The sequence below is a fragment of the Aeromicrobium stalagmiti genome, assembly GCF_013283745.1.
GTDB classification, from domain to species: domain Bacteria; phylum Actinomycetota; class Actinomycetes; order Propionibacteriales; family Nocardioidaceae; genus Aeromicrobium; species Aeromicrobium stalagmiti.
On sequence record NZ_JABSTZ010000001.1, the window covers coordinates 501398 to 517928 of the forward strand.

The window sequence follows — 16531 nt, forward strand, 5'->3', positions numbered from 1 at the left end:
CACGGGCGGGGTCGACGAGCTCACACCCACATCTTGACACGCGGGTGTCTCAGATTTAGCGTGACTTCTGACACGGTGTCGTGTCAGAAGGAGGTCCCGATGGGGTGCTGCCTGGTCGCCGCCCTGGTGATCTCCGTCCTTCGTCGGGTCCGGTACGCCGTGCTGCCGGGCCAGCCGCCCGTCACGGCGGCGTTCGCGCCGTCCCCGCGCCGCCCCGCCCCCGGGACCATGCTGGTCGGCCTGGCCGCAGCACCACCCGCCACCGCACCGCCGGCCCGCCTCGTGAGCGCCCCGGTCGCGGCCGGCCTCGCGGTGCTGGCCTACGTCACCGCTGTGGCGCTGCTCGACGCGGTCGGCCTGCTCGTCACCGGCGACGACCCGCTGGTCGGCTGGACGGCCCGCGACCTCGGCGCCGCCGCCCTCCTCGTCGCCGCCCTGCTCGCGGCTGCCGGCACCACACCGCGAGCACGATCGCGGCTGGACGACGTCTCCGTCGCCTGCATCGCCGCAGGCGTCACGTGGACGGCGCTCGCGATCGTCGACATGCACGTGCTCGGGCTGTTCGAGCTCGGCACCGTCGGCGACGTGCTGCTCCACGGATCGGGACTCGCCCTGCTCATGACCGGCCTCGCCCTCCACGCACCACCGAAGGAGTCCTCCCGATGACCGCCGAGACCCAGATCCCGTCCGATCGCGACCGCACGGCCCGCGTGCTGCTGCGCACCCCGAGCGGACCGTTCGCCCCGGTGACCGCACGCCGCATGCGCCGGGCCCTCCTCACGTACGCCGCGGTGTGGGTCGTGGCGGTCGCGCCGAGCGTCCTCGGCGCAGGCCCCGGCCTCGCGACCGGCGCCCTCGGCCTGGCCCTCCCGGGAGGGGGCTTCGCCGCGGCGGGCCATCCGTGGCTGGCCGTCGCGACGGTCGTGGTCTTCGTCGTCGCGCTGGTCGTGTGGTGGTTCTTCGGCGCGACGATCGTGCCGCCGATCATCTGGATCGGCGCAGCCGTCCTCGCCGGCGTCGGCGCCGAGGCGGTGTCGGACGCCGGTCGCGCCGTCGCCCTGGCCGCCGGGCCGGTGCTCGTCGCGCTGTCCGCGGCCGTGCACGTCGTCCGCCACCGCGCCCAGGTCCGCATCGGCGAGCGGCTCAACCGTCGCCTCGAACAGGTCGACTTCGTCATCACCGGCATGCCCGACATGTCGGCGGGCCTGCCTGTCGCCGAGAGCAGCGCCGAGGACCTCGCGCGTCTGCGCTACGGCCTCGACCTCGCGCTGCAGCCGATCGACCGCTTCGACGGCTTCACGCACCTCGACCAGTACCGCGAGGCGGCGCTCCGCTACCAGCTCAACGCACTGTCGTACGGACTGTCGATGTCACGGTTCACCCGCACCCCGGCCTTCAGCGGATACCTCGCGGAGGCGCAGCGCAGCTCGATCGAGAAGATGCTGCAGCGCAAGGTCTGGGGCTACTGGGCCAAGGAGAACGCGTGGGGCAACCTGCGGTGGGACCCCGAGCCGGTCGAGAACTCCGAGAACATCATGCTGACGGGCTTCATGGGTCTCATGCTCGGGATGTACGAGACACTCAACGACGACCGATACGCGCAGCCGGCGGGACTGCCGTTCCGGTGGTCGCCGACGCGGACGTACGACCACTCGTACGGAAGCCTCGCGGCCTCGATCCACCGCAACATGGGCGGCTCGGACTTCACCCTCTTCCCGTGCGAGCCCAACTGGATCTACACGGTCTGCAACACGTTCGGGCTGAACACCCTGGTGAGCCACGACCGGCTGCACGGCACGTCGTACGCCGCGGACGTCCTGCCGGGTCTGCGCGACGGCTACGAGGACGAGTTCATGCGCCCCGACGGCAAGATCGTCGGTGTCCGTGCGCGGCACCTCGGCCTGTCGTGGAACTTCTGGGCCAGCCCGTCGGTGCAGATGACGACGACGTACTGGATGCACGCGGGCCTGCCCGAGCTGTCGCAGCGCACGTGGTGGCTGCTGCGCGAGAAGGGGCTGACGCTGCGCGACGGGCTGCTCGAGCTGCCGAAGTTCGCGACGAACGGCCTCGACCCGGGCAACTACCTGATGGGCCGTGACACGTTCGGCCAGGTCGTCACGATCATGGCCGCGCGCGAGGTCGGCGACGAGGAGTACGCACGGGCCGCCGAGCGGACCCTCGACGAGCGGGAGCCGATCGAGACCTCCGAGACCGGCGTGCGCCGCCTCAAGGACTCGTCGGGCCTGGCCAACCACTACGCCAACCTCGGCCGGTTCGGGCGTCGCAGCGGTCTGCGCGACCTCGTCGCCCACGGCGTCCCTGACACGTGGCGCACCGGGCCACGCCTGGCCGAGGCGGCCTATCCCGAGGTGCTGGTGGCACGCGCCGTCACCGACGGCACCGCCCTCGACCTCGTGCTGCTGCCCGGCGCCGGCCCCGTGCGGACGACCCTCGGCATCGACCGACTGGTGCCCGGACGGACGTACACCGCCACCGGCACGACGACCGGCGGCGTCACGGCAGACGCCTTCGGTCGCGCGCTGGTGGAGGTCGACCTCGGCGAGAGGCTCGAGGTCAGGCTCTACTGACCCCGCTCGACGCTGAGCTCGTCGGCGTCGACGGGCTTGTCGACCACGACGGTGTCGCCGTCACGGACGTCGCCCGCGAGCAGCGACCGCGCCAGGCGGTCACCGATCGCCTGCTGCACGAGGCGGCGCAGCGGACGGGCGCCGTAGGCCGGGTCCCATCCGGTCAGCGCCAGCCACTCGCGGGCCGCTGCGGTCACGTCGAGGGTGATGCGCCGCGGTGCGAGACGCCTGCCGAGCGCCGTCACCTGCAGGTCGACGATGTGGGCGAGCTCCTCGGTGCCGAGGGCGTCGAACGTGACGATCTCGTCGAGGCGGTTGAGGAACTCCGGCTTGAACGAGGCCTGCACGACGTCCATGACCGCCGACCGCTTGGCGGCGTCGTCGAGGGTCGCGTCCATGAGGAACCTCGAGCCGAGGTTGGACGTCAGGATCAGGATGACGTTGCGGAAGTCGACCGTGCGACCCTGCCCGTCGGTGAGCCGACCGTCGTCGAGCACCTGCAGCAGGATGTCGAAGACCTCGGGGTGCGCCTTCTCGACCTCGTCGAGCAGCACGACCGAGTAGGGCCGGCGACGCACCGCCTCGGTCAGCTGACCGCCTTCGTCGTAGCCGACGTAGCCGGGAGGTGCACCGACGAGACGGCTGACCGAGTGCTTCTCGCTGTACTCGCTCATGTCGATGCGGATGATCGCCCGCTCGTCGTCGAACAGGAACTCCGCCAGCGTCTTGGCCAGCTCGGTCTTGCCGACGCCCGTCGGGCCGAGGAACAGGAACGACCCGGTCGGGCGATCGGGATCGGCGATGCCGGCGCGCGAGCGGCGGACGGCGTCGGAGACCGCGGTGACGGCGGCGCGCTGTCCGATCAGTCGCTTGCCCAGCTCGTCCTCCATGCGCAGGAGCTTGCCGGTCTCGCCCTCGAGCAGCCGGCCCGTCGGGATGCCCGTCCATGCCGCAACCACCTCGGCGATGTCGTCGGCGCCGACCTCGTCGTGCACCATCGAGTCGCCCTCGCGGGCGGCCTCGGCGGCCTGGGCGTCGGCGAGCTGGCGCTCCATGCCGGGGATCTCGGCGTAGAGCAGGCGGCTGGACGTCTCGAGGTCGCCCTCGCGCTGGGCCCGCTCGGCGGCGACGCGCACCTCGTCGATGCGCTCCTTGATGTCGCCGACCGCGTTGAGGCTCTGCTTCTCGGCCTCCCACCGCTGCTCGAGGGCGCGGAGGGTCTCCTGCTTGTCGGCGAGCTCGACGCGCAGCTTGTCGAGGCGGTCGCGGCTCGCGTCGTCGGACTCCTTGGCCAGGTGCAGCTCCTCCATGTGGAGGCGGTCGACGGACCGACGCAGCTCGTCGATCTCGATGGGGCTCGAGTCGATCTCCATGCGCAGCCGGCTGCCGGCCTCGTCGATCAGGTCGATGGCCTTGTCGGGCAGCTGGCGACCGGGGATGTAGCGGTCGGACAGCGTGGCCGCGGCGACGAGCGCGGCGTCGGAGATCGAGACCTTGTGGTGCGCCTCGTACCTCTCCTTGAGCCCGCGCAGGATCGCGATGGTGTCCTCCGGCGACGGCTCGCCGACGAAGACCTGCTGGAACCGGCGCTCGAGCGCGGGGTCCTTCTCGATGCGCTCGCGGTACTCGTCGAGCGTCGTGGCACCGATCATCCGCAGCTCGCCGCGGGCCAGCATGGGCTTGAGCATGTTGCCCGCGTCCATCGCGCTGTCGCCGCCGGCACCCGCGCCCACGACGGTGTGCAGCTCGTCGATGAACGTGATGACCTGACCCTCGGACTCCTTGATCTCGGTGAGGACGGCCTTGAGACGCTCCTCGAACTCGCCGCGGTACTTCGCACCCGCGACCATCGCCGCGAGGTCGAGCGAGATGAGGCGGCGACCCTTGAGCGACTCGGGGACGTCGCCGGCGACGATGCGCTGCGCGAGCCCCTCGACGACGGCGGTCTTGCCCACTCCGGGCTCGCCGATGAGGACCGGGTTGTTCTTGGTGCGCCGGCTCAGCACCTGCACGACGCGGCGGATCTCGCTGTCCCGGCCGATGACCGGGTCGAGCTTGCCCTCGGCGGCGACGGCGGTCAGGTCGACGCCGTACTTCTCGAGGGACTGGTAGGTGTCCTCGGCGTTGGCGCTGGTGACGCGCGTCGAGCCGCGCACCGCGGCGAAGGCGGCCTCGAGGTTGTCGGCGGTCGCGCCGGCGTCCTGCAGGACGGTCTGGGCAGAGGAGCCGACCGTGGCGACGCCGACCACGAGGTGCTCGGTCGAGACGAAGTCGTCGCCGAGCCGATCGGCGAGCTCCTGGGCGCGCTGCAGCACCTCGTGGCTCGACCGGCTGAACGCGGGGTTCTGCACGCTGCTGCCGCTCGCGCTCGGCAGGGCGTCGAGAGACGCCTTGAGCCCGGCGGCGACCACCTGGACGTCCACGCCGGCGGCCTGGAGGAGCGGCGCCGCCGTGCCACCCTCCTGGGTCAGGAGGGCGTGCAGGACGTGGGCCGGCTCGACACCGGGGTTGCCGGCCGCGGCGGCGGACGACATCGCGCTGCCCAGCGCCTGCTGGCTGCGCGTCGTGAACTTCGCAAGGTCCATGAGTGTTCTCCTGACAGGACGGTCACACCAAGGATGTGGTGTCATCAGGGTCAACGTCTACAAAGTTGAGTCCATTCCTGTCAACTTTGGATATTTTTCCTGGACAGGCGAGGGTCAGTAGCCCGTGAAGTAGTCGGTCCGCAGGCTCTTGCACCGCTTGGCCAGATCGGCGCGAACCGCGTTGACCATGGCCGGCGGCCCCGAGACGTACGCCGCGCGGTGCCCGAGGTCGGGGACGGCGCCGGCGATGATCTCGGCTGACAGGAACGGCGCCTCGACGTACGTCCACCCCTCCGGCAGCGAGGACGGTCGCTCCGGGCAGACCAGCACGACCCGTACGCCCGCGAGCTCCTCGGTGAACGGCACCTCGTCGGGCGACGACGCGCCATAGACGAGGACGGCGTTGCGGGTGCCCTCGTGCCGCAGCTGACTCAGGAACGGGGTGATGCCGATGCCCCCGGCGACCAGCAGCACCGGCACGGACGGGTCGGCCGGCAGCACGAAGTCACCACCGATGCCCGTGCCGTGGACCCGATGACCGGGCTCGAGGGCGAGCAGGGCCCGCTTGAAGCTCGACGACTGCTCCGGCACGCGCAGCGCGACCGAGACCCGCCCGTCCTCGTCGGGCGCCGAGCTGATGCTGAACGTCCGACGGCTGCCGCGGCTGTCGACCCCGGCGTGCGGGACCGTCAGCTCGACGTACTGCCCCGGCGTGAACGTGACGGGACGCCTCGACCGGAACGTCAGCTCGTGGGTCTCCGGCGTCAGCTGGCGCGTGCCCTCGAGCTCGAAGGTCAGGCCGCGGCGACGGGCGAACGCGAACGCGACCAGGTTGCCGAGCAGCAGCGCGATCTCCGGCGACAGGAACAGGACGCCGACCGAGATCGGGCCGACGCCGATCACCGGGGAGAAGATGGCCCATCCCGTGGCCACCGCCATCACCGTCGCGACGGCGAGCTGCTGCAGCCGACGCGGCGGCAGGGTCAGCGGCTCCGTCACCATGAAGCCCGCCATGAACACGACGGGGTAGGAGTAGGCCGTGACCTTGGCGAGGTCGACGAACGACTGGTCGGAGGAGTCGGCGAGTCCGATGATCAGCAGGGCTCCCGCCACGACGACGAACAGCAGACCGACGTCGAGGCGACGGGTGCGCCACAGCACGAGCAGCACCGCGACCGCCACGAACGGCAGCAGCTTCTCAGCAGCGATCCACCAGGTCGGGTTGATCGACAGGTCACGCCCGACGAGGTCCTGCACCACCACGACGAGGACGGCGCCGGCGGCGGCAGGGTTGAAGACGTGGCGACCGCGCCACGCGAGGACGTACTTCGACGCGTTGGCGAGGACTGCCGCGATGCCCAGCCAGAGCAGGTCGTCTGCCTCCTCCGAGGGCCAGAACATGAAGAACAGCAGCAGCGCGGTGATGATCGACGACTCCGCATGGGGCGTGATGCGCCACGCGAGACCGAGCAGCCGGTTGCTGACGTACGACGCCACGAGCAGCACGGCGAGCGTCATCAGCTGGCCGGGCACCGTGAACGGGTCCTTGAACGTCCCGGCGGCCGTGAAGATGATCATCACGACCGCGAGCAGCGCGAGGACGATCGTGACGAGGCGATACATCGTCACGCGTCCGAGCTGACGGTCGAGCAGGTCGCGAACTGCGGTCATACGAAGACCTCTCCGGGGAAGTCCGGCGACCACTGGACGCGGCCGTCGGCGTGCATGCGCACGAACTCGTGCTGGAAGCGTCCCATGAGGACGTCGGGCCCAGCGAAGAAATGGGCGGTGGCCAGACCGTCGGCCCGCATGCACGACTGCGGCGCGACGACCCACGTCGCGACGACATCGGTGGTGGGGCGACCGGTGCGGGCGTCGATGACGTGATGGAGCCCGTCGCCCCACGTGCGGCGGTTGGTGGCGGAGGCGCACAGGGCGTGACCGGGCGCGAGCTCGACCACCCCGATCGCGCGGGCGGGGTCGTGCGGGTGCTCCAGCGCGACGCGGATCGGGGCCGATCCCCCGTGCCGGATGTCGCCACTGGCGTCGATCGTCGCCCCCTGGCTCTGGGGGATCAGGCCCGCGACGAGGTCGACGAGCAGGCCCTTGCCGCCCGCGCCGACGTCGAGCAGCACCGGCTCGGCCGTCGTCAGCACCGGGGACCGCCACGAGACGGACTCCCACGACGGCACGGCGGCCGGCTCGGCAGCCGGGACGAGCGAGTAGTCGGCGTCGTAGCCGAGGTCGGACAACGTCCGACCGATCAAGGGGTTGACGGCTCCCCCCGTCGCCTCGTGCAGCTCGGCGTAGAAGCCGAGCAGCTCGGTCGCCTCGTCCGGCAGCTCCCAGGCGCCGGGCTCACGAGCCATGGCGGCGACGATCGAGTCGTCGCGGAAGCGTGACCACACGCGGTCGAACTGCTCGATGCGATCCAGCACCGCCGCCGTCTCGCCCGCGGCGAGCGGCTCCCGCGTGTCGATCTGCCACGCGGTGCCGATCGCCTCGAGCTGCCAGGCGTGCACGTCAGGCCTGGGCTTCGGCCTTGATCGCGTCGATGGCCTGGTTGAAGCCGCCGCTGGTCAGCGACGACCCGGCGACCTTCGAGACCTCGATCTCGTCGAGTCCCTTGCCGACGACCTGGTCGGCGATGCCGCCGGCGAACTGCTCCTGGTACTGCTTCGACGTGCCGTTCGTGGCCTCGGGCGTGACGGTGACGTCAGAGACCTTGCCGTCGGCGAGCGTGAGGTCGACCTTGACCGTCGACTCTCCGCCGGGGTTGCTGTAGCTGCCCTCGCCGGAGTAGTCGCCGTCAGCGAAGTCACCGGAGGCGCTGTCGTCGGTGCTGTCGGTCGCGGCGTCGTCGCTGGGCGCCGCGGAGGTGGCGGTGTCGGTCGTCGAGGCACCGTCGGACTCGCTGCTTCCGCAGGCCGCCGTGATGAGCAGGACGGACGCGGCTGCAGCAGCCGAGAGCATCTTCTTGTGGGCGGGGAGTTTCATCGGATCGGGCTCCTGGGCTCGAGGGAAAAGGATGAAGGTTCAATCGGTAGAACGAGGTCAGGTCCGCCTAAGTTTCGCTCGCGGTCTACTGGTGCGAACTGACAGGTTCGTCACAGGATGCGCCCCTTGGTCCTCCTGCCCGGACTTCGGTCTACAGCTCGGCCAAGGCCGCGGTCGCGGCGTTGAAGCCACCCATGCCGTGCACGCCGCCGCCGGGAGGCGTCGAGGCCGAGCAGATGAACAGCCCCTTGACGCCGAGCGAGTACGGGTTGGGCGACATGCGCGGGCGCATGACCAGCTGCCACGGATCGTTCGCGCCGCCGCCGATGTCACCACCGATGTAGTTGGCGTTGTGGGCCTCGAGCTGCGCGGGCCCGCTCGTCGTCTGCGCGACGATGCGGTCGCGGAAGCCGGGGGCGAAGCGCTCGACCTGCCGGATGATCGCCTCGGTCGCGTCGCCGGTGTAGCCGGTCGGCACGTGCGCGTACGTCCACACCGGGTGGACGTCTCCGACAGACCGTCCCGGGTCGGCGAGGTACTGCTGGCACAGCAGGACGAACGGACGCTCGGGCATACGACCAGCGTGCACCTCACGCTCGGCGGCGTTGAGCTGCTCGAACGTGCCGCCGAGGTGGACGGTGCCGGCCCGGGCCGCCCACTCGTTGGCCCACGGGATGCCACCCTCGACCGCGAAGTCGACCTTGAAGACGCCGGGCCCGGTGCGCCACCGCGACAGCGGCCGACGCACCCGACCGGGCAGCCGGTGGCCCGCGACCTGCAGCACCGTGGCCGGGGCGGTGTCGAACATGACGATGTCGGCCTCCGGCAGCTCGGTGACCCGGTGGCCGGTCTCGATGCGTCCGCCGTGCTCGAGCAGGTCGGCCGCCAGCGCGTCGGCGATCGCGATCGATCCACCCTTGGCCACCGGCCAGCCGTACGAGTGGCTCGTCATGCCGAACATCAGGCCGAGGCCGCCGGTGGTCGGACGGTGCAGCGGGTGGATCGCGTGGGCAGCCAGCCCGGCGAACAGGCCGCGCGCCTCCTCGGTCTTCCAGCGGCGGGCGATCCACGAGGCCGGTTGCAGGGCGCGCAGGCCGAAGCCGGCCAGCAGGATCGGGTGCTTCGGGACGTGCAGGAGGGGTCCGAAGATCTCACTGATCAGCTCGTCGGCGTGGGCCGCCAGCGGCGCGTAGAGCGAGCGCCAGGCCTCGCCGTCCTCGCCGAGACCCTCGACGGTGCGGTCGAGGTCGCGGAACATGACGCCGGCGCGACCGCCGTCGATCGGGTGGGCGGCGTCGACCTCGGGCCAGAGCCACTCGAGCCCGTGACGGCCGAGGTCGAGGCTCTGGAAGAACGGCGACGCGACACCGGTCGGGTGCGTCGCCGAGCAGATGTCGTGCAGCACGCCGGGAACGTTGAGCTCGGCCGATCGGGTGCCGCCGCCGATCTCGTCCTCGGCCTCGAGCACCGTCACGTCGACGCCGGCGCGAGCGAGGACGACGGCTGCCGAGAGTCCATTGGGCCCGGAGCCCACCACCACGGCTGACGTCATGCGTTCAACCTAGTGCGGATCGCGCGAGGGCGCTTCTGCCCGCGACGTCACCCGGAAGGGCAGGCTGCCGTCCCACGGCTGCCGGCTGATCATCTCGGCGACGTCGACCTCACCGGTCTCGATGACGCCGTCGGCGGCGTCGATGATGCGGTAGCGCTGGATCGGGTTCCAGAACGGCTGCGACTCCATCGCGATGACGCGCAGCTGGCCCGGCGCGAAGTGGCACCGCTCCTGCACCGCCGCGAGCAACGCCTCCTGGTGCAGGTGACCGTCGCCGAAGTTCCAGCCGATCGCCGAGCCGCACACCATCTCGCCGTCCATGATGAAGCGCGACTCGTGGTCGTCGGCGGCGTGCGGGTAGAGGCCGACCATCGCCCGGCCGTGCGTGTGGAGCCCGCGCCAGGCCTGGAGCTTGCCGATCATCAGGTCGACGGTCTCGGGCGGGTAGAGCTTCTCGAGCTGACGGTGCGGCAGCTGGGCGGCCTTGGTGACCCGCTCGCTGTAGGTCTGCTCGGCACCCTCGCCGAACAGCCAGACCGACGTCGACCAGGTGCCGGCGTAGTAGCGCATCGACGGCAGGAACGACCAGAGGTCAGGACGCCGGTTGCCCCACGCCACCGAGATCACGACAAGTGCCAGGAGCCCGTAGACGAGCACCGGCTGCGAGGCGTCGGTGAGCCCGACCGCGGAGTAGTGGCCGAACAGGACGAGCGCACCAAAGCCCATCAGCACGTTCCACTCCAGCGGCACCCCCATCGGGATCGAGGCCAGGATGTTGAGGTGGAACAGCAGCATCACCACGAGGGCGATCGTCGTGACAGTGCCGCCGCGGGAGAACAGCAGCACGAGCGGCACGCCGAACTCCACGACCGTGCCTCCGTGCGCGAGCGCGCCGGACAGGCGCGAGGGCCGCACGTCGGTCTCGACGTCGCGCCACAGCCGGCGCTTGACGGCCTTGGGCAGCAGCGGGGCGTTGCTCATCATGGTCGAGACGACGTAGGGGAAGTGCTGGTTGAGCTTGGAGGTCGCAGCGCCCCACCAGATCGCGACCATGAGCAACTTGGCGGCGAGGATCATGTCGACGAACGGGAAGAGGAACGCGATCGTCGTGACCCAGTAGTGCTCGGAACGCGCCGCCAGGAAGATCGTCTTGTCGCGCAGCCCGAGCACCGGCAGCAGCACCAGCAGCGGCACGAACCGCTCCGGCTCGATGAGGTCCTGCCCGCGGTCAGCGGGCGAGACCAGGACGTAGACGGCCGCCGCGATCACCGCGAGATAGAGCGCCACGTCGAGCAGCGTGCGGTGGGAGCCCTTGGTGCCGGGGACCTTGTCGGGCCACGGCGGGAGCCGGATCGTGCCGGGCCGCAGCCAGTAGAGGAAGGTCCCGATCGGCGGCAGGAAGCGCATCGTCAGCGGCCCGAAGCCACAGCCGAAGCCGAGCACCTCGAACAGCAGGGTCCAGATGATGATCTTCTGGAAGACGACGGGCTCGAACCACCAGTCGCCGACGTCGCCGAGCGAGCCGATGCCGGGCGTCGCCGCGGCGAACGCCAGGCCGCCCAGGACGTAGAGCGCAATCTTGAGGACGTACAGGCCGTAGACGCCCGTCGGCGTGCCGAAGCCGTAGACGGCCCAGTGCTGCTGGAGCGCGCGGGTGCGTTCGGCGCGTGGCAGCGCCCGCCACTCATCGACGTCGAGGTCAGGCAAGGTCGGCGCGATCAGGCCCACTAGAGCTCCTTAGATGTCCCCTCCGACCTGAACCCTAAGGCCTCGGCGTGACCCACGCCACACGATTCATGTTCGTATCGCAAGACGGACTTCGCCCTGTTGGACAGGCCTTTTAGGCTTGCCTAAGAGTGTGGTCTTCCCTCCCCCCAGGAGCAGTGCATGAGCAGGCAGTTGCGAGTCGCCGTCATCGGCGCCGGCCCGGCAGGCATCTATGCCGCCGACATCCTCACGAAGTCGGAGCTCTCCGGCGACGTCAGCGGTGTGACGATCGACATCCTCGATCGTGACCCCACGCCGTTCGGCCTGATCCGCTACGGCGTCGCGCCCGACCACCCGCGCATCAAGGAGATCGTCAAGGCCCTCAAGCGGGTCCTGTCGAACCCGGACATCCGCTTCTTCGGCAACGTCAACTACGGCGCCGACCTCAAGCTCGACCACCTCCAGCAGTTCTACGACGCGGTGATCTTCGCGACCGGCGCCCGCGCCGACCGCGACCTCGACATCCCCGGCATCGACCTCAAGGGCTCGTTCGGCGCGGCCGACTTCGTCTACTGGTACGACGGCCACCCCGACGCGCCGCGCGAGTGGGACTTCCAGCCCCACGCCGAGTCGGTCGCCGTCCTCGGTGTGGGCAACGTCGGTCTCGACGTCGCCCGGATGCTCGCCAAGACCGCTGACGAGCAGCTCGTCACCGAGATCCCGCAGAACGTCTACGACGGCCTCAAGGCGAACGTCGCCAAGGACGTCCACGTCTTCGCGCGGCGCGGACCGGCCCAGGTCAAGTTCACCCCGATGGAGCTGCGCGAGCTCAGCCACTCGCCCAACGTCGACGTCATCGTCCACCCCGAGGGCTTCGAGCTCGACGAGGGCTCGATGGACTCGATCCGCGCGTCCAAGAGCGTCAAGCTCGTCGTCGACGTGCTGCAGAACTATCTCGCCAAGGAGCCCTCGGGCGCCGACCACCGCATCCACATCCACTTCTGCCACAACCCCGTCGAGATCCTCGGCGAGGACGGCCAGGTCGTGGGTCTGCGCACCGAGATCACCGAGCTCGACGGCACCGGCAACGTCCGCGGCACCGGCGAGTTCACCGACTGGCCCGTCCAGGCCGTCTACCGCGCGGTCGGCTACCGCTCCGACAACCTCGCCGGCATCCCGTTCGACAACAACTCGGCGACGGTCCCCAACGACGGCGGCCGCGTCATCGACATCGACGGCCAGCCGCTGCCCGGCGCGTACGTCACGGGCTGGATCAAGCGCGGACCCGTCGGCCTCATCGGCCACACGAAGTCGGACGCCGCCGAGACGATCCGCCTGCTCCTCGAGGACGTCGACCAGCTGCGGACGCCGGCCAACCCCGGGCGCGAGGACGTCGACGCCTACCTCGCCGGTCGTGGCATCGAGTTCACGACGTGGGAGGGCTGGGAGAAGCTCGACGAGCACGAGATCGCCCTCGGCGAGGCCGTCGGTCGCGCCCGCATCAAGGTCGTCCCCCGCGACGAGATGGTGCGGATCAGCCAGGCGTAGCCGTCACGGCCGCGTGCCGTGCAGGTTGCACATCATGGCGTGCATCGACTCGTCGGCCGGAGCGATCAGGGGCAGCGGCCCCTGGTCGGGGCGCGCCCGCAGGCCGTCGAGGAACAGCGCGAGATAGCGCCGCCACAGCTCGGGCTGCTGCGGTGTGGTGATCGAGCTCATCAGCATCAGGCTGACGCCGAGATCGGTCGCCTCGACGTCGGACCGCAGCGTGCCGTCGGCCTGCGCACGCACGACCATCGCCTCGATGAGCGGACCCAGCTGCTCGCGCCCGATCGTCATGTGGGCGTCCTGGTCGACGGTGCGGACCATCGCCTCCTTCAGACCCCGGTCGGCGACCTGCCGCTCGAGTGCCCGCTCGAGGAACCACACGAGCCCGTCCCAGGGATCGGGGCGGGTCGTCGCCTCCTCGGCGATCGTCACGATCTCGCGGATGCGTGACTCGAACAGCGCCTGCACGAGCTCGTCGCGCTCGGGGAACCGGCGATAGACCGTGCCCACGCCGATGCCGGCGCGCCGGGCGATCTCGTCGTACCCGGCGTCGAGCCCGTGCTCGGCGAAGACCTCTGCCGCGGTGTCGAGGATCAGCTGACGGTTGCGCGCAGCGTCGGCGCGCAGCGGTCGGTCCGCCTCGTCGCCCTCGGGGATCTGCGTGGTCATGAGGCCGATGGTACCGGAGCGGAGGAAGTTTTCCGTTTAGTGCGAGACATCACACGTTCAAGTGGAGACAGGTTTCCGGTTATGTCCTAGAGTGAAACGGAAGAGACTTTCCGCTTTCGCACGGAGCACCGACCCAAGACCTGGAGATCCCATGGCAACCACCCTCACCGACGACCGGTCACCCGACCGGGTCGTCGACCCCGCAGACAATCCCCACCACGCGACGCGCTGGCTGATCCTGGCCGTCATCGCGCTGGCCCAGCTCATCGTCGTGCTCGACGCGACCATCGTGAACATCGCGCTGCCGTCGGCCCAGGAGGCGCTCGCGTTCTCCAACGACAACCGTCAGTGGATCGTGACCGGCTACGCGCTCGCATTCGGCTCGCTGCTGCTGCTCGGTGGCCGGCTGAGCGACCTGATCGGCCGCCGCCCGATGTTCATCGCCGGCCTGATCGGCTTCGCCGCGGCCTCCGCCGTCGGTGGCGCCGCGCAGAACTTCGAGGTGCTCGTCGGCGCCCGCGTCGCCCAGGGCGTCTTCGGTGCCCTGCTGGCCCCCGCGGCCCTCTCGCTGCTGACCGTGACGTTCACCGATGCCAAGGAGCGCGCCCGTGCGTTCGCGATCTTCGGTGCGATCTCCGGCGCCGGCGGCGCGATCGGCCTCATCCTCGGCGGAGCCCTCACCGAGTACCTCTCATGGCGCTGGTGCCTCTACGTCAACGTCCCGCTCGCGGCCATCGCCGTCGTCGGAGCGATCGTGATGCTCAAGAAGCAGCCGAAGGCGGAGGACGCCAAGGGCATCGACGTCCCCGGCACGGTCATCGTCGTCGCAGGTCTCGTGTCGTTCGTCTACGGCCTCGCGAGCGCCGAGTCCGACGGCTGGGGCAGCGCCACCACGCTGATCTGCGTCATCGCGGGCCTCGCCCTCCTCGCCCTGTTCGCCGTCGTCGAGAGCCGGGTCAAGGACCCGCTGCTCCCGCTGCACATCGTCTGGGACCGCACCCGCGGCGCCTCGTTCCTCGTCGTGGCCTTCGTCGGCATCGGCCTGTTCGCGGTGTTCCTCTTCCTCACCTACTACGTGTCGCTGACGCTCGGCTACTCGCCGCTCAAGACCGGCTTCTCGTTCGTCCCGATGATCCTCGGCATCATGGCCACGGCCACCGGCTCCGCCGGCCTGGTCGCCAAGATCGGCCCGAAGATCCCCGTGTTCGTCGGCATGCTGCTCGCCGCGGTCGGCATGGTCCTGTTCGCCCAGCTCGAGGTCGACAGCTCGTACGCCGCGCACATCCTGCCCGGGCTGATCATCACGGGTCTCGGCATCGGACTGTCGATGGCGCCGGCGTTCAGCGCAGCCACCTCGGGTGTCGACGCCGAGCATGCTGGTGTCGCATCGGCGTCGGTCAACACGTTCCAGCAGATCGGTGGCTCCATCGGCACCGCGGTGCTGAGCGCGTTCGCCGCGACCGCCACGACGGACTACCTGGCCGGCAGGTCGGCCTCGGAGCTCAACCAGCAGCTCGCCGCGGTCCACGGCTACACCACCGTGTTCTGGTGGGCGGCCGGCATCTTCCTGGTCGGCGCGATCCTCTGCGGCGCACTGTTCCGCAGCGGCCCCGTCGAGGTCGATCCGGACGCTGCTCCTGTCCTCGCTCACTGAGAGCCAGGACCACCTCGTGTCCAGCCTGACCGGACACCGGCACAGCCCGGCCCGCGCGACCACTCCCTCGTCGCGCGGGTCGGGCCTGCTCGCGCTCGCAGGCCTCCGTGAGGTCGCCCTGCTCACGGCGCTGTGGTTCACCTACGCGTTCAGCCGGGTCGCGGCGAGCGACGACCTCGCGTCCGCGCGCGACCGGGCGGCCGACGTGCTCCACCTCGAGCAGATCCTCCACCTCGACGTGGAGTCGTGGCTCAACCACACCCTCACGCCCCTGTCGCAGATCGCCGTCCCGATGTCGTTCTGGTACGCGTCGCTGCACTACCTCGCCACGCCGGCCGTGCTGGTCTTCCTGTTCGTCCGCCATCGTGCCGAGTACCCGCGGGCGCGCAACGCGATCGTGATCGGCTCGGCGATCGGGCTGGCCGGCTACGTGCTGCTCCCGACCGCCCCGCCACGCCTGATGCCGGGCGGCGCCTACCTCGACACCCTCGTCAGCACGGCCGACGTCGGCTGGTGGAGCGGGCAGACCTCGCTGCCGGGCGGCCTCGGGCAGATGGCCAACGAGCTGGCCGCGATGCCGTCGCTTCACGTCGGCTGGACGATCTGGGTCGCCTGGGCCGTGTGGCGTCACACGAACGGGGTCGGCCGAGCGATCGCCGTCCTGTACGCCGCGGGAACGACGCTCGTCGTCGTGGCGACGGGGAATCACTGGGTCCTCGACGCTGTTGCAGGAGCCGTGGTCGTCGCAGTGGGCATCGTCGTGTCGGGCCGGATCGATCAGCGTCACCGGCCGGTCACATGACCAGCGCCCTGCTGGGCTTCGCCTTCGCCTTCGCCGAGTCGGGCCTCGGGCTCGGCGCGATCATCCCCGGCGAGGTGGCGATCTCGAGCCTCGCGGCCAGCCTGCAGGGTCCGGTCACGATCATCGCGCTCGGCCTGGCTGTCGCGATCGGCGCGACCACCGCGGACCACCTGGGCCTGTTCATCGGGCGCGCGGGCGGCACGCGGCTGCGGGAGTCGCGGCTCATCGCCCGGGTCGGCGTCGACCGCTGGGACCGCGCCGGCGAGCTCGTCCAGCGTCACGGATTCTGGGCCGTGCTCGCCAGTCGCCTGCTGCCGCTGGTCCGCACGGTCATGCCGGTGGTCGCCGGCGCCGCCGGCCTGCGCTACCGCTGGTTCCTGCTCGCATCCGTGATCGGCGCCCTCGCGTGGTCGTCACTGTGGGTCGGCG

At 70.5% G+C, this 16531-nt stretch carries 12 protein-coding genes and 1 pseudogene; 6 read left to right on the forward strand and 7 right to left on the reverse strand.

Annotated features, from left to right (window positions below):
* Positions 1-60: 60 nt before the first annotated feature.
* A complete protein-coding gene (locus tag HQK15_RS02435; RefSeq protein ID WP_173489834.1) occupies positions 61-666 on the forward strand; it encodes a hypothetical protein in 606 nt (201 codons plus the stop codon).
* Positions 663-2588, forward strand: coding sequence for a linalool dehydratase/isomerase domain-containing protein (locus HQK15_RS02440; RefSeq protein WP_173489835.1), 1926 nt, complete (start codon positions 663-665; stop codon positions 2586-2588). Before HQK15_RS02435 ends, HQK15_RS02440 begins: the two co-directional genes overlap by 4 nt.
* Here the strand turns inward: HQK15_RS02440 and clpB are convergent.
* From clpB to HQK15_RS02470, 6 genes are all read right to left on the reverse strand, one after another.
* The gene (gene clpB / locus HQK15_RS02445) at positions 2582-5173 is read right to left on the reverse strand and encodes an ATP-dependent chaperone ClpB (RefSeq protein ID WP_173489836.1); all 2592 of its coding nucleotides are present in this window, start codon (positions 5171-5173) and stop codon (positions 2582-2584) included. The two genes, HQK15_RS02440 and clpB, sit on opposite strands and share 7 nt — an antisense overlap.
* Before the next feature lie 114 nt (positions 5174-5287).
* Positions 5288-6844, reverse strand: coding sequence for an FAD-dependent oxidoreductase (locus HQK15_RS02450; protein ID WP_173489837.1), 1557 nt, complete (start codon positions 6842-6844; stop codon positions 5288-5290).
* On the reverse strand, positions 6841-7695 hold the full coding sequence (locus HQK15_RS02455; RefSeq protein WP_173489838.1) for an FAD:protein FMN transferase: 855 nt from the start codon (positions 7693-7695) through the stop codon (positions 6841-6843). The genes HQK15_RS02450 and HQK15_RS02455 overlap by 4 nt, the downstream gene beginning before the upstream one ends.
* 1 nt (position 7696) lies before the next feature.
* The gene (locus tag HQK15_RS02460; protein WP_173489839.1) at positions 7697-8170 is read right to left on the reverse strand and encodes an FMN-binding protein; all 474 of its coding nucleotides are present in this window, start codon (positions 8168-8170) and stop codon (positions 7697-7699) included.
* A gap of 151 nt (positions 8171-8321) precedes the next feature.
* Positions 8322-9722, reverse strand: coding sequence for a phytoene desaturase family protein (locus tag HQK15_RS02465; RefSeq protein ID WP_173489840.1), 1401 nt, complete (start codon positions 9720-9722; stop codon positions 8322-8324).
* 9 nt (positions 9723-9731) lie between these two features.
* Positions 9732-11450, reverse strand: coding sequence for a DUF3556 domain-containing protein (locus HQK15_RS02470; RefSeq protein WP_173489841.1), 1719 nt, complete (start codon positions 11448-11450; stop codon positions 9732-9734).
* 159 nt (positions 11451-11609) lie between these two features.
* Here HQK15_RS02470 and HQK15_RS02475 point away from each other — a divergent pair, with 159 nt between their 5' ends.
* Positions 11610-12977: an FAD-dependent oxidoreductase gene (locus tag HQK15_RS02475; RefSeq protein ID WP_173489842.1), complete on the forward strand. Its 1368-nt coding sequence runs from the start codon at positions 11610-11612 to the stop codon at positions 12975-12977.
* A gap of 3 nt (positions 12978-12980) precedes the next feature.
* Here HQK15_RS02475 and HQK15_RS02480 read toward each other — a convergent pair whose 3' ends face one another.
* Complete coding sequence (locus tag HQK15_RS02480; protein WP_173489843.1) at positions 12981-13646, reverse strand: TetR/AcrR family transcriptional regulator; 666 nt, start codon at positions 13644-13646, stop codon at positions 12981-12983.
* 151 nt (positions 13647-13797) lie between these two features.
* Between HQK15_RS02480 and HQK15_RS02485 the strand changes: the two genes are divergently transcribed.
* From HQK15_RS02485 to HQK15_RS18385, 3 genes and pseudogenes are all read left to right on the forward strand, one after another.
* The gene (locus tag HQK15_RS02485) at positions 13798-15300 is read left to right on the forward strand and encodes an MFS transporter (RefSeq protein ID WP_173489844.1); all 1503 of its coding nucleotides are present in this window, start codon (positions 13798-13800) and stop codon (positions 15298-15300) included.
* A gap of 16 nt (positions 15301-15316) precedes the next feature.
* Positions 15317-16102 (forward strand): phosphatase PAP2 family protein, encoded by a 786-nt coding sequence (locus HQK15_RS02490; protein WP_173489845.1) that lies wholly within the window; start codon positions 15317-15319, stop codon positions 16100-16102.
* Positions 16099-16527: pseudogene (locus HQK15_RS18385) on the forward strand (DedA family protein); the annotation flags it as partial. The gene HQK15_RS02490 and the pseudogene HQK15_RS18385, both read left to right, overlap by 4 nt.
* Between the last annotated feature and the right edge of the window lie 4 nt (positions 16528-16531).

Excerpts from the sequence above, each read along its gene's own strand:
- HQK15_RS02465 (WP_173489840.1), bottom strand. The coding sequence starts at position 9,722 with ATGACGTCAGCCGTGGTGGTGGGCTCCGGGCCCAATGGACTCTCGGCA.
- HQK15_RS02480 (WP_173489843.1), bottom strand. The coding sequence starts at position 13,646 with ATGACCACGCAGATCCCCGAGGGCGACGAGGCGGACCGACCGCTGCGC.
- HQK15_RS02450 (WP_173489837.1), bottom strand. The coding sequence starts at position 6,844 with ATGACCGCAGTTCGCGACCTGCTCGACCGTCAGCTCGGACGCGTGACG.
- HQK15_RS02485 (WP_173489844.1), top strand. The coding sequence starts at position 13,798 with ATGGCAACCACCCTCACCGACGACCGGTCACCCGACCGGGTCGTCGAC.
- HQK15_RS02440 (WP_173489835.1), top strand. The coding sequence starts at position 663 with ATGACCGCCGAGACCCAGATCCCGTCCGATCGCGACCGCACGGCCCGC.
- HQK15_RS02475 (WP_173489842.1), top strand. The coding sequence starts at position 11,610 with ATGAGCAGGCAGTTGCGAGTCGCCGTCATCGGCGCCGGCCCGGCAGGC.
- clpB (WP_173489836.1), bottom strand. The coding sequence starts at position 5,173 with ATGGACCTTGCGAAGTTCACGACGCGCAGCCAGCAGGCGCTGGGCAGC.
- HQK15_RS02460 (WP_173489839.1), bottom strand. The coding sequence starts at position 8,170 with ATGAAACTCCCCGCCCACAAGAAGATGCTCTCGGCTGCTGCAGCCGCG.